9 protein-coding genes and 1 pseudogene are annotated in these 12,700 nt (G+C 76.2%); 3 read left to right on the forward strand and 7 right to left on the reverse strand.

Annotated features, from left to right (window positions below):
* Positions 1-311: 311 nt before the first annotated feature.
* Positions 312-1,199, forward strand: a complete 888-nt coding sequence (locus ACFVFS_RS08970) for a hypothetical protein (RefSeq protein WP_380621727.1) — start codon at positions 312-314, stop codon at positions 1,197-1,199.
* 16 nt (positions 1,200-1,215) lie between these two features.
* On the opposite strand, the gene ACFVFS_RS08975 is transcribed toward ACFVFS_RS08970, so the two are convergent.
* The 5 genes and pseudogenes from ACFVFS_RS08975 to ACFVFS_RS08995 all read right to left on the reverse strand — a co-directional run bounded on the left by ACFVFS_RS08975 (position 1,216) and on the right by ACFVFS_RS08995 (position 4,595).
* Positions 1,216-1,701, reverse strand: coding sequence for an NTP pyrophosphohydrolase (locus ACFVFS_RS08975; protein WP_380621729.1), 486 nt, complete (start codon positions 1,699-1,701; stop codon positions 1,216-1,218).
* 42 nt (positions 1,702-1,743) lie between these two features.
* A pseudogene (locus ACFVFS_RS08980) lies at positions 1,744-2,238 on the reverse strand (DUF2867 domain-containing protein); the annotation flags it as partial.
* Between the two features lie 177 nt (positions 2,239-2,415).
* The gene (locus ACFVFS_RS08985) at positions 2,416-3,081 is read right to left on the reverse strand and encodes a hypothetical protein (protein WP_380621730.1); all 666 of its coding nucleotides are present in this window, start codon (positions 3,079-3,081) and stop codon (positions 2,416-2,418) included.
* A 132-nt stretch (positions 3,082-3,213) separates the two neighbouring features.
* A complete protein-coding gene (locus ACFVFS_RS08990; protein ID WP_380621731.1) occupies positions 3,214-3,861 on the reverse strand; it encodes a hypothetical protein in 648 nt (215 codons plus the stop codon).
* A 53-nt stretch (positions 3,862-3,914) separates the two neighbouring features.
* The gene (locus ACFVFS_RS08995) at positions 3,915-4,595 is read right to left on the reverse strand and encodes a hypothetical protein (protein WP_380621732.1); all 681 of its coding nucleotides are present in this window, start codon (positions 4,593-4,595) and stop codon (positions 3,915-3,917) included.
* Positions 4,596-4,886: 291 nt separating this feature from the next.
* Here ACFVFS_RS08995 and ACFVFS_RS09000 point away from each other — a divergent pair, with 291 nt between their 5' ends.
* Together ACFVFS_RS09000 and ACFVFS_RS09005 are read left to right on the forward strand one after the other, a co-directional pair.
* Positions 4,887-6,191, forward strand: coding sequence for a serine hydrolase domain-containing protein (locus ACFVFS_RS09000; RefSeq protein ID WP_380621733.1), 1,305 nt, complete (start codon positions 4,887-4,889; stop codon positions 6,189-6,191).
* A gap of 325 nt (positions 6,192-6,516) precedes the next feature.
* Entirely contained in the window at positions 6,517-7,602 is a 1,086-nt protein-coding gene (locus ACFVFS_RS09005) for a DUF5937 family protein (protein ID WP_380621800.1), read from the forward strand.
* 12 nt (positions 7,603-7,614) lie between these two features.
* Here the strand turns inward: ACFVFS_RS09005 and ACFVFS_RS09010 are convergent, their stop codons facing one another.
* Together ACFVFS_RS09010 and ACFVFS_RS09015 are read right to left on the reverse strand one after the other, a co-directional pair.
* Positions 7,615-12,270 (reverse strand): hypothetical protein, encoded by a 4,656-nt coding sequence (locus ACFVFS_RS09010; protein ID WP_380621734.1) that lies wholly within the window; start codon positions 12,268-12,270, stop codon positions 7,615-7,617.
* On the reverse strand, positions 12,267-12,584 hold the full coding sequence (locus ACFVFS_RS09015; protein WP_380621735.1) for a trypco2 family protein: 318 nt from the start codon (positions 12,582-12,584) through the stop codon (positions 12,267-12,269). Before ACFVFS_RS09015 ends, ACFVFS_RS09010 begins: the two co-directional genes overlap by 4 nt.
* Positions 12,585-12,700 lie beyond the last annotated feature (116 nt).

Here is a 12,700-nt window from a genome sequence, read left to right on the forward strand (position 1 = left end):
GCCCCTGCGGGAGCGGTCCGGCGCCGGACTCCCGGTACTCGCGACCGGGCCGGTGTCGGCCTCAGGTTTACCGTGCGCCGCCCGCCGTGCACGGGCACCCACGCCCAGTTCGCCAATGCGAGCGGACTCCCGGTGAACTTGCCGCGAGCACGCGCCGTTTCGTGCTAAGGCACGCCGTCGTGCGCCCCGGCGCGACGCCAGGACCGGCGCTCCGGCACAGCTCCCGTCAGCCGAAATGACGATCCGCCGGACGGGTCACGGGTGGGCGGCCGGGGAACCATGGCCCAACACGCCCGACTCCGGGGGGACGGATGCCGAACGGATCCCGGCCGGCGACCGGTCCGGCCGCCCTGCTGGTCGACCTGGTCGCCACCGCGGTGGGCCTCGCCGTGGCCGCCGCCGTGGTGGCGGGCTTCGACCTGGGCGGTCCGCCCGCGAACCGGTGCGCCGCCGTCCTCGGCGCGGCGGTGCTCCTGGTGGCCGTGCACGCGGCCGGCGGCGCGCTCGTCCGCCGCCTCCGGGCGGACCGCTCGCACGTGCCCTGCCTCCGGGCGCTGCTGCTCGTCCCGCTGCTGCCGCTGCTGCTCGCGGCGGAGCCGGCGGCGCTCTGGCTGGCCGTCCGGCTGGCCGGCTGGCTCGGCCTGTCCACCGGGCGGGCGGGAGCGGGCGCGACGGTGGTCGCCGCCGTGGTCGTCATGCTGGTCGGGGTGACGGTGCACCACCTCTGGTCCGTCCTCGCCGACCGCGACGGGGACGGCTCGGCGCTGCGCGGCGTCGCGCGGCATCTGCTCGCGGTGGCCGGTCTCGCGGTCGTGGTGGCCGTGCTCGACGGCGCGGCCCTGGCGAACGGCCCGGGCTGGCGGCAGCTGCTCACCCTGGTCGCGCTGGGGGCCGTGCTCGGCCCCAAGTTCAGCCGGCTGTCGCTGCCGGGGCGCGGGGTGCGGCTGCGCTCGGCGGCCGGTCTGGCGGTCGCCACCGCGGGCAACCTGCTGAAGCTGTGGCTGGTGACCTGGCTCAGCACCTGGATGGAACTGCCGCTGAGCATCGCGGGGTTCGGCGCCTTCGCCGCCGCGGCGCTGATCGTCGGGGTGGCGATGCTGCCCACCTCGGTGGCCGGGCGGCGGGCGGCCGACCCCGGAAGGGTGTTCCTGCCGGGCGCGCCGGCCGAGCTGCACGGGCGGCTGCCGCCGGGGGCGTGAACCCCCGGCGCCGGGGTCAGCCGGGGCGGACGGTGCGCGGGCCCGCCACGGCGGCGCCCAGGGCGGAGACCCGGGCGCGCAGTCCGCGATCGGCCGTGACGACCAGGCACTCCCGCCCGGGCCGGGCCGCCAGTGCCGCCGCGACCAGGTCGACGATCAGATCGTCGCCGCTGCCGCTCGCGGCCTCCACCCGGACCTCCGGCGTCGCCGTCACACCCCGGGCGGCACCCTCGACGACGAGGACGACCTCCAGCGGTCCGCTCCGCGCCCATCCGGGCAGGTCGGGCCGGTCCCCGCCCGCCGCTCCGTCCAGCCCGCGGCCGGCGAGGGGCGCGAGCGCGTCGCGCAGCCGCTGCGCCGCGCCCCGCCGGTCGCGCCACCAGCCGTCGGGCACCGAGCCCACGACGTTGGCCCCGTCCACCACCAGCAGCGGCACGGCCCGCGCGGACTCGTCCGCCCCGCCGTGGCCCGTCCCGCTCTCGCCCGTCCCGCTCCGGTCCATGGCGCGCAAGTCTGTCACGAAGGCCCCGCCGCCCCGCCCGCGCTACCCGACCGGCCCGGTGTCGCCGGCGAGCAGCTGCCCGCGGTCCCGCCAGGCCTGTTCCCACTGGCGGGCCAGCGCCGGATAGACGATCAGATGGCGGAACGGTGCGATGAGCAGCAGGTAGCACCGCCCGAGCAGGCCGTTGGGCTTGACCAGGACGGCCATCCGCAGCTCGTGCCCGCCGTCGCCGGTCGGCGCCCAGCCGAGGTGCATGAGGGTGTGGACGGTCCGGTTGGCCAGCTCGCGGACCTCCTCGTCCGCCAGGCGGTAGACCGGGGTGAGCGGAAGGCCGCCCGGAGCCTCGTCGCCGACGGTGTCGGCCAGCTCGCGCGGCAGCCGTTCGCGCAGCGAGCGCACCCGGGTGCCCAGGCCCGCCCCGGGCCGGTCCCAGCCGAGCGGGGCGCCGAGCCTCCGGCGCACCGCGAACAGGAACCGGTTGGCCGGTGACTGCCGGGCGAAGCCGCCGCCCGCCCGCATGGCGGCGAGCATCATCCCGAAGTCGTCGGGCCCGGCGCCGGGGGTGCGGAAGGCCCAGACGTCCTCGGCGCGGACGCGTCCCGGACGGCTTGCTCGTCACGGACGTCCGCCTGGATGGGAAGCAGGCGCTCACCGTGCGCTGGCGGTAGTGCGCCGCCGACCGCGGCTTCCCACCACACCCGCCCGCTCCCGCTGTCAGAAGTCCGGCAGGCACTCCTCGGAGAAGGCGCCGCCGAACACCTGCTGCGCGTGCGTGAGCATCCGCCGGGCGTACACCGCGTCGCGGGCCAGGCAGGAGTAGCCGTCGAGTTCGACGGTGATGACGCCGGAGGTGTCCGCGAGGTAGACGTCCAGGCCCGGGTACATCAGCTCGACGGACGGGAGGTCGTCGATGTCCGGGGCGAACACCGGGTACTCGCCGTGTCCGTCGCCCGCCCCGGTGGCCAGCACCCGGCGCGAGTCCGTGCCGCCCGGGAGCAGGAAGCACTCGTCGAAGCGGTCCGACACGGTGTTGAAGCAGGACCCCCAGCCGTCGCCGAACTCCGCCCGTGCCAGCTCCCCCAGCGTTCGGGGCGTGAAGCGGCCGTCCCCGTCGAGCCAGCCGAACCGGCGCAGCAGCCCGGCGTCGAACGCCAGCCAGCGCCGCAGGCTCGGCGGCAGCGGACGCCCGCTCGGGAACACCGCCCCGGCCGGCAGGCGCTCCTCCGGCAGCGGCTCGGGCTCGCCGGTCAGCCACGGCCCGGCCCACGGGCCGTAGTCCAGGATCGGCCGGTGCGGGTCGGCCGCGACGGCGGCGATGGCGCGCTCGGTGAGCGCGACGCCGTGCGCGTCGCTCGGGGGGATCGGGTTCGCGGGGTTCATCGGGCTCGGTGTCCTGTCCGGGAATCGCTCGACTGCTGCTCGGTCCCGCCGAATCTACGGCCCGTCACCGACACTTGCCGCACCGCCCGTGCGCCGGGTGCCGGGGCGGGCCGCCCCGGCACCGACCGCGGCTCAGGCCCCGGTGGGGGTGGGCGTGGGGACTCCGGGGCCGGTCGGGGGCGTGGTCGGCCGGGGCATGCACGGCTTGGTCGAGGTCGGGGCGGGCACCCCCGGGGTGGGGGTGGGGAACTCGCACCCGCTGGGGTACATCGGCCCGATCATCGAGACGCGGTTCACCTGGTAGGGGCCCTGTCCGTACCAGCCGTGGAAGGTGATGCGCACCGAGGTGGACTTGCCGATGGTGAGGGTCGTGGCGAGGGACTTCCAGCTCGGCCCGTCCTCCCAGAGCGTCACCTCGCCGGTGCCCGTTCCGGTGCCGGAGATGGTGACGAAGGTGTAGGCGCCCGACATGGAGGCGGAGAACGTGTAGGAGGTGTCGGGCACGACCGTGACCGTCTGCGTGCAGCCGGCGTAGTCCTGCCCGCTGGGACGGCCCTCGATGACCCGGTCGGTCTGGACGAACTCGCCCTGGCAGGACCAGCCCAGGGCGAGCGGGTAGCGGAAGTCGCCGTTCGTGATCCATTCCAGGGGCGCGGGCTGGGCGGTGGCGGAGCCGTGGGCCGCGAGGGCGGCCGTTCCGGCCAGGGCGAGGGCGCTGAGGGCGGCGCCGAGCGAGCTGCCGCGGTGGGCGTGGCGGGGACGGGGGCGGGACGAGCGCATGGCGATCTCTCCGATGTGGGGGTGTCCGGACGGTGCGGGGGCGGGGCCGGCCGTCAGGGGATGTACGTGCGCTGGCAGCTGGGGGACGGCGTGGGGGACTGGGGACCGCTCGCCGTCGGCGACGGGGCGCTCGTCTCGCCGCACGGGCTCGGCTCGTACCCGGGCCCGATGAAGGACACCGACCGCACGTCGAAGGCGGCCTGCTCGTACCAGCCGTGGAAGTACACGGTGAGCTCGGTGGTGTCCGGCCCGGTGGTGACGTTCACCGACAGGTTGTTCCAGTCGCTCTCGCTCGACCAGGTGGAGGCGTTCTCCCCCTTGGCGCCGCTGACGCCGGCGAAGGCGAACGGGCCGCGCACCGTGGCGGAGAGCGTGTAGGCGGAGTTCGGCAGGACCCGCACCCGCTGGGAGCATCCCGCCGTGTTGTCGGCGGTGGGGAAGCCCGTCATGTAGTGGACGTGCGGGATGCCGCTGGTGCCGACGTGCCCGTCGCAGGCCCAGATCCACGGGTAGGAGTCGAAGTTCCCGTTGACGATCAGGTTGACGCGGGGAAGCGGTTCCGCCGTCGCCGACGCGGCCAGGCCGGCGGTGGAGACGGCGGCCGCGCTGAGCGCGGCGACCGTGAGGCCGACGGGCAGACCGCCGGGTCGGCGTCCGCGGGCAGGTCGGGAACGGGCGGCCCGGGAGCGGGTGGATCGGAAGGGGGCGGAGCGGGAGGGGGTGAGCGCACGCATGCCGTCTCCGGGTGGGGGAGTGCCGATGGGACAGCGGTGCGAGGGAGTGGGCCACACCATGGTGGATACGGCCCGCCGCCGTCAAGGGGCCGACCGCCAGGACGGTTCCGTCGGGTCCGCCAAGTCAAGCCCCCTGACGATGAGCTGATGGATCATCACCCCCGCCGATCGGTGCTCCGGCCGGTCCTCACGGGCCATGGCCGATGACCTCCGGAGGACGACGCGCAGGGGGCGGGGCGGATGCGAGGGTGATAACGGCGGCCCTGTGTCGGGCCGGAAGGGGCGGACACCATGACCATCGTTCAGGTTCGGACACCACACCGGCGCGGCCGGCTGGGGATGCGGCTGGCGGCCGTCGCCCTGGCCGGTGCCACCGTCGTCACGCTCGCCCCGACGGCGGCGGTGGCGGCGGGAGCGGCGGGCCGGTCCGCGGAGGAGCGACGCTCCCGGGTCGACGGGCGCCAGGAGCTGCGGGACCTCGTGGAGCACGGAGGCATGACCGCCGCGCTCGCGGAGATCCGCCTCCCCGGCCGCTCCCCGTGGCGGGGCGCCGCGGGCACCGCCGACCTGGCCACCGGGCAGCCGGCCAGGTCGGACGGCCGGTTCCGGATCGGCAGCGTGACCAAGACCTTCGTGTCGGCGGTCGTCCTGCAACTCGTCGGGGAGGGCCGGATCCGGCTGGACGACCCGGTCGAGCGGTACCTGCCGGGGGTCGTCCCGAACGGTGCGGCGATCACCGTGCGGCAGCTGCTGAACCACACCAGCGGCCTGTTCAACTTCACCGAGGACGAGCGGTTCCTGGTCCGGAGCGAGGCCGACCTCCAGGAGTACGCGTACGGGCGGTGGCGCTACCGGGACTACCGGCCGCAGCAGCTGGCCGCGGTCTCCGCCGAGCACCCGCCGTACTTCGCGCCCGGGCAGGGCTGGAAGTACTCGAACACCAACTACGTCCTCGCCGGGATGATCATCGGGAAGGTCACCGGGCACACCTGGCAGCGCGAGGTCGACCGCCGGATCGTCCGGCCGCTGCACCTGGAGGACACGGTGTTCCCGGGCTCCGAGACCGGCCTCGGCGGCCCGCACGCCCACGCGTACCTCGACATGCCGGCCGGGCCGGCCGACATCACCCGCTTCAACCCGAGCGTCGTGGACGCGGCCGGCAACGGCATCTCCACCACCACCGACCTCAACCGCTTCCACGCGGCGCTGTTCGGCGGAAAGCTGCTGCGGCCGGCCGAGATGGCCGCGCTGACGACCACCGTGTCGACCGGCGCCGAGGGCGGGCAGTACGGGCTCGGCGTGGTCCGGATCGACCTGGGCGAGGGCTGCGAGACGGCCTGGGGCCACGACGGCGGGCTCCCCGGCTGGAGCACCCTGTTGCTCGGCAGCCGCGACGGGCGGCGCCAGTTCGCCCTGTCGCAGAACCCCTTCGTCGGCAAGGACGACTCGGCGAGCGGCCCGGCGATCGGCTCACTCGTGGCCAAGACCCTGTGCGACCCGCCGACGGGCACCGGTGCGCTCGCCGCCCCGGCCCCGAAGGCGCTCCCCCTCCCCGGCCCGGACCTCCGGGTCGAGAGCGGTGCGGCCGCCCGCTGACGGCGCGAACGCCGCCCGCCGCCCCCGGCGCAGGGCCCGGAGGAGGGCCGGCCGGAGGCGGCCGGTGGCGGGGCGGCCGGCGAGGACGGCCTCGAAACGGCGGTGGTCGCGGGCCGCGCGCAGCGCCGCGGCGTCGTGGGTGCCGGGCACGGGCGGGGCCGGCTCGCCGCGGCGGGCGGCGCGGTAGCCGTCGAGGAGGTGCTGCTGCAGAGCGTTCATGCGCCCACCCTGCACACGGCCCGGCCCGCAGGTCCCGTCGATTGACAGCCCTGGTCAACTGGCGCGACAGCGCCCCCGGCGGGTCCGGCACCATGGGGGAGTGAGCGTGACCATCGACATCACCGGACTGCCGCACGAGCGGATCACCTTCTGCCCCTCGCCGCTGGCGGAGCTCGGCAACGCCCTGCACGCGCTGGCCGAGCCCGCGCACCACGCCCGGCTGCACGCGTGGACCACGGCGACCTCCGCCGCGCTCGGGCCGGAGCTGGCCGACCGACTGCTGGAGGCCGACTTCATGTGGCGCTCGACGCGCTCCGACTTCCTCATGCCGGCCCGGCCCCGGGAGACCCTCGCCGAGGAACTGGACGACCTCGACCGCCTGGACGACGAGACCTTCGTCGGCGCGGCCCTGGAGATCTCGTGCAGCACCAGCCACTACGCCAAGGGCCTGCCCTCACCGCTGGTCGACGTCCGGTCGCGGCGCCGCGCGCTCGACCTGGCGGCTGCCCGCGGCCCGCGCCAGGCGGCGTTCGTCGAGCGGATGCTCGCCGAGCCCACCGCCACCCGCGCGTGGATCCGACGCCTCCTGGAGGACTGCGACCGGGCGTTCTTCGCCGACACCTGGCGCCGCGTCCGCGTCCAGCTCGCCGCCGACGCCCAGCAGAAGACCGAGCTGCTGCGCCGCAAGGGCCTGGCGGCGGCGCTCACGGCCGCCTCCCGGGCGCTGAGCCTGGAGGAGGACGAGCAGGGCAGTCGCATCGTCGCCGACAAACTGGTGCACGGCCGCACCGAGGCCCGCGGCACCGCCGTCACCCTGCTGCCGAGCGTCTTCGGCTGGCCGCACCTCTTCGCCATCTACGCGTCCGGCTGGCAGCCCGTCATCCAGTACCCGGTCGCCACCCACGAGGTCGGCGGCACCGAGCCCGTGGAAGCGGTCACGCTGCGCCTGGAAGCGCTGACCCACCCGATGCGGATGAGGCTCTGCCGCAACCTCGCCCGCGGCGTGTACTCGACGAGCGAGCTGGCCGACGCGTACGGCATCACCGCCCCGGAGGTCTCCCGCCACCTCGCCGTCCTGCGGAAGGCCGGCCTGCTCACCACCCAGCGCCGCGGCCGCTACGTCCTCCACCAGCTCGACCTCCCGGTCGTGGCCCGGCTCGGCAGCGACTTCCTGGAGTCCGTGCTGCGCTGAGGAGGTCCGCGGTCAGGACGGGCGGGTGGCGTGGCGGTCGGCGGGTGAGCGCGGTTCGGCCAGCAGGACGGCCGCGGTGGTCAGGCCCTCGGGCGCGACCCGTGCCATGGCCGGCAGCGCGGTGTCCCAGGCGCCCGAGCTGAGCACCTCGGTCAGCAGGGCGTGTGCGGTGCGCTCGTCCGGGCAGGCACCCGCGATGTCGGCGAGCAGCCTGTCCCGCCGGCGGTGGTCGGTGACGGTCCTGGCGTGCTCGGCGGCCTCGGAGAGGTGGGTGCGGCACAGCTCGTGCCGGCCGGTGTCGGCCAGGGTGCCGGCGAGGCGGACCAGGGCCGTGACCCGGGCGTCGGGATCCCGGATGTCCCGGGCGGCCTGGACGGCCTGCCGCAGGTCCCCCTTGTCGAGCAGGGCGCGGCTCGCGCGGGCCAGGGCGATGGACCTCAGGTCCAGGTCCGGAATGCCCGCGGCGAGGGTGGCGGCCCGGACCGGCCTGTCCGCCTCGACGAGGGCGGTGACGACGGTGAAGAGGACGTCGGCCTGCTCACTGACGTGGCGGAGCGTGCGGGCCGCCGCCCTCGCCCGCGTCGCCCACTCCCTCGCCGACCGGGCCTCCCCGGCGAGGGCGAGGATGTGTGCCGCGTGCGCCAGGGCGGCGGCGTGGTTCCCGGGATCGGTCTCGTCCTCCGCGGCTTCGGCGTAGTCGACGGCGAGCTCCACCGCGTGCCGGGTGTCGCCCGCTCGCACGAGGGCCTCGCAGACCTCGGCGATCAGTCGGGGGTCCGTCCAGGGCCCGGTGAGGGTCAGCCCGACGTCGATGGCGGCGTGCGCCAGATGGCAGGATCCGTCGTGCTGCTCCTGCGGGCCGACCAGCGACCGGACGACTCGGCCGAGGGCGAGGGCCTGGCCCAACGGGTCGATGTCGTCGAAGACGACGAAGGCGGCCTGGGTGGCCAGGCGGTGGGCGAGGGGGTGGTCCAGCCTGCCCAGCACCGCGGCCGCGCGTGCCAGGGCGTCCGCCCTGGCCTCCGATCGGGGCAGCGCCGCCGCGAGGTCGAGTGCCTCGTCCGTCCTCCCCGCCTCGGCGAGAGCCTCGACGACGCCGACCAGGGCCTCGGGCGGGCGCCCGAACTCCGGGTCGACCGAGCCGAGCACCTCCCCGGCGAGTGCGACGGCGTGCTCCGGGTCCCCCGATCGCGCGAGCGCCCGGGCGACGTTGGCGAGGGCGTCGAGCCGCGCGTCGAAGAAGGTGAAGGAGGCCGCGCCGGCGGCGGGTCCCTCCGTCGTCCTGGCGGCCTCGGCCGTCAGGACGACCGCGGTGGCCAGGTCCCCGGCCTGTGCGTGGGCGTCGGCCGCGAGGGCCAGGGCGGTGGACCGCGAGGCGGGATCATCGAGGGCTCGGGCCAGTGGGGCGGCGTGCGGCAGCAGGCCCGCCTCGCACAGGCTCGTGACGAGGCGGTAGAGGGTGAGGTCCGAGGGCCGGGTGTCGGTGAGGCTCCGGGCCAGGCCGCGGGCCTCCGCCGCCACCTCGGCGGCGCGGCGCGGCTCCCCGGCGCGGGCGAACAGCCGGCCGACCTCGGCCAGCGATGCGACGGTGTCCGCGGTGGGGGCGAGGGAGCGGACGATCCCGGCGGCCTCCCCGGCCAGAGCGGCGGTGAGGCGGGGCTCCCCGGAGCCGGCCAGCGCATGGCCCGCGGTCAGCAGTACCCGGGCCTTCGTCGCGGACGCGGCCATGGCCCGGGCGACCCGGGTCGCCGCCCAGGCGCGGCCCGACCGGGTCAGGACGTCGCAGACGAGCGCCAGGACGTCCGTCTGCTGTCCCGGTCGCTCGTCCAGGACGACGGCGGCGGCCTCCAGCGCGAGCAGCGAGGCCTGCCGCCGCTGTTCCCGTCCGGCGCGCCCGCGCGGGGTCCGGGAAGCCTCGGCGAGCTCCAGCCACGCCTCCGCCACCAGCAGGAGGTGCTCGGGCCGCCGGACGGCGTCGGTGACGCCGAGGGCGAGGTCGGCGGCCGTCCGGCACAGCCCCTCCGCCCGCTCCGGCTCCCCGGCGAGCGCCAGGACCCCGGCGACCAGCGCCAGGTGATCGGCGCACGGCCCCGGGTCCCGCGGGACGCGGGCGAGCGCGGCGTCGGCCAGCTCGACGGCCCGCTCCGGCCGCCCGGCCCGCGCCAGGAGGGATGCGGCACGGGCCAGATGGCCGGGCTTGAAGGAGGGGTGCAGCGTACGGGTGATGCGCGCCGCCGTCTCCGCCAGCACCTCCGCCCGGGCCGCCAGTTCCGTGCGGAACGGGTCGGCGCCGCACGCGTCCCGTGCCCGTACCAGGAGCGTGACCGTCTCGGCCAGCGCGTCGAACTGGGGCAGCGGGGAGTCGTGCAGGACGGCGAAGTCCCGGGACTGCAGGTCGGGCCGGGTGATGGTCTCCGCGATGCCGACGGCGCGGCGCAGCAGGCCGACCACGTCCCCCTCGCCCACCCGGGCCAGGAGTCCGGCCGTACGGACCAGGAGGCCCACCTGGTCCTTCGCGCTGGACACGGTGATCGTCGCCGCTCGGGCGGCGGCGTCGAGCGCCACCTCGCGGGCCGCGGGGTCGTGCTCCTCCAGCAGGGCTTCCGCGACCGCCAGCAGCCGGCGGATCCGCTGCTCCGGATCGGGATGCGCCTTCGCGAGGGCGACGGCCCGGTCGGCCTGCCCCAGCGAGGCCCAGAGGGCGACCAGTCGCTCGGGGACGTCGACCGATCGGCGGTGGATCAGGTCACGGTGGTACGCCAGCCGCACCGCCAGCGCGAGGTCGTGGCGTTCGGCGTCGAGCAGCAGCCGGAAGGTGTCGTCGATCTCCGCGAGCGCCGCCGTGTCCGAGCCCGTCGCGTGCCAGAGCCGCTCGTGGCGCGCCCGGTCGGCGGCCAGCTCGCCCAGGCGGTCGGTGTCGCCGAGCGCGCGCAGCAGGTGCGGGTATCCGGTCAGGGCGTACTCGGGCGTCCCGGCGGGCCAGCCCTTCGTCCGCCAGTCCGCGACGAACTCGTGCACCCGCCGGCGGCACTCCGCACGTTCCCCGGTGGACAGCCGGGCGAGTGCGCCCTCCTGGAGCCGGCTGTGGGCGAAGTGGTACGGGGCCTGCGCCGGTGAGGGGTTCGCGGGGTACCGGGGCGGGCGCCTGCGGAAGGAGCGGCCGGCCGAGCCCCCGAGCACCCGCTGCACGTCGCGCTCCTCGGCCCCCGTCAGGGCGGCGAGATCGCGGGCGCTGAGGCCGCCGCCCGCGGTGGCGAGCAGCCTGGCGATGTCCTGTCCCAGCTGCTCGCCGTCGCCGTCCTTCCGGCCGTCCATCAGGGCCGACAGACCGCGCTCCATCTCCTGCCGCACGACCTGGGCCGCCGGTGAGGGCTCCAGGCGGTGACTGATCGCGGTGTCGCGCAGCGGGTGCGTGTCGGGCACGTCGCTGGGCACCGGGGGATCGGGGCGCGCGGTCACCAGGATCCGCAGGCCGGTGTAGGGGCGGGCCGGCAGGAGCCCGGAGATGCTGTGGCCGCTCGTCCCGCTGGTGACCCCGGCGTCCTCGTCCAGGCCGTCCACGACCAGGACGAGCCGGCGCCCCTGGTGCACGGCGCGCTCCGCCGCGCGTTCCAGGGCCTTGAGGAAGCGCGCCCGGGAGTCGCATTCGAGTTCGGCGTCGCCTAGGTACTCGCGCAGCTGGTCGCCCATGCTCCGCAGGAAGCCGCCGCGCTCTGAGCGCTCCGGGTCGGTCGTGGTCACGAAGAACGACAGCACGTCCGCGCCCGGCGGGGGGTCGAGGACGAACTGCGCCATGAGGGCGGTCTTGCCGGTCCAGGCCGGTGCCTGCCAGCGCCAGTACCCCGGTTCGGCCCCCTCGGGAGCCGTGCCGAACGTCCGCATCCGGGCCAGTTCCCGCTCCCGGCCGCGGAAGCCCTCCGCCGCGAACTCCCGCACGACGAGGAGGTGGCCGGACTCCGGGACGGCGGGGCCGCCGACGACGGGTTCCAGGACCGGTGCGCGGCCGGTGTGCCGCTCCAGGAGATCCGCGAACCCGGCGCGCGCGGTGAACGTGCTGGCCGGCAGCGCGTACAGCCGGCGGTTCTCGTGCTCGTGGTCGTCGCAGAACACCACGCCCACCAGCAGCCCCCGGCAGAACACCGCGGCGCCCGACACCCCGCCCCACTCGCGCGGCGCCCCGGACCGGCGGCGGACCGCGACGTCCTGGTCCAGCACCTCGCTCCACCCCGGACCGGTGCCGAGCAGCGGAAGGACCCCCCTCAGCTGGTCGACACCGCGCTCTCCCTCCGCCGGCGGAGGGGCGTGCGCGGGGAACCCGAGGCCCTCGTAGTCCAGCGGCCGCCCGCCGCGGGGCTCGCCCCAGCGCACGATCCCCGGCACGTCGACCGGCTCCGCCAGCCGCAGCAGGGCGACGTCATCGCCCTCGCCCGGCGTCCAGAGCACGGTCGCGGCGCGCTGCTCGACGGGCCCGCGCGGGTGGCCGACGCGTACGACGATCCTCGTGAACGGACCGCCGCCCGCCCGGTCGACGACCACGTGCCGGCAGGTCAGCACCAGGGAGGGGGCGACGAGGTAGCCCGACCCCAGCGAGGACGGGCGCCGTGTCGCGGCGTGGCCGGCCCGGACGTCGGCCAGCCTGCGCGTGTGCGGGGACCAGGCGTCCGTCACCACCCGACGGAGCCGGCGTCTCCGTCGGCACTGACGGTGGCGTTCCGGTCGGGGCCGAGCGCTCGGTCCCTGACCTTCAGCTTCAGTACCAGCTTGTGGGTCCGCGCCGTGGCCGACGTCCCGCCGACGCCGACGGTGGCGACGCCGAACGACAGCTTCCCCTCCGGCCGTACGTCGGAGCGCAGCTCCAGCAGGAGTTCCAGCTGCGCCTCCTCCACTTCGAAGGCGAACTGCTCCTGGGCGCCCGCGTCCTGTGCCTGGTACAGCTCCTGCCGCAGCTCCTCGATCGCCGCGGCGAGCCCGATCTCCGACATCCGTCCCCCTGACGTTCCGGCGGGCCCGACCCTCCGTCGCACGCCCCGCCCGATCAGTAGTGTGCCCGTCGGCGGGTGCCGGACTCAACCGGTTCGGTGCCGCTCCTCCGGCGGCG

Source organism: Kitasatospora sp. NPDC057692, from assembly GCF_042799475.1.
In the GTDB taxonomy this organism is placed as follows: Bacteria; Actinomycetota; Actinomycetes; order Streptomycetales; family Streptomycetaceae; genus Kitasatospora.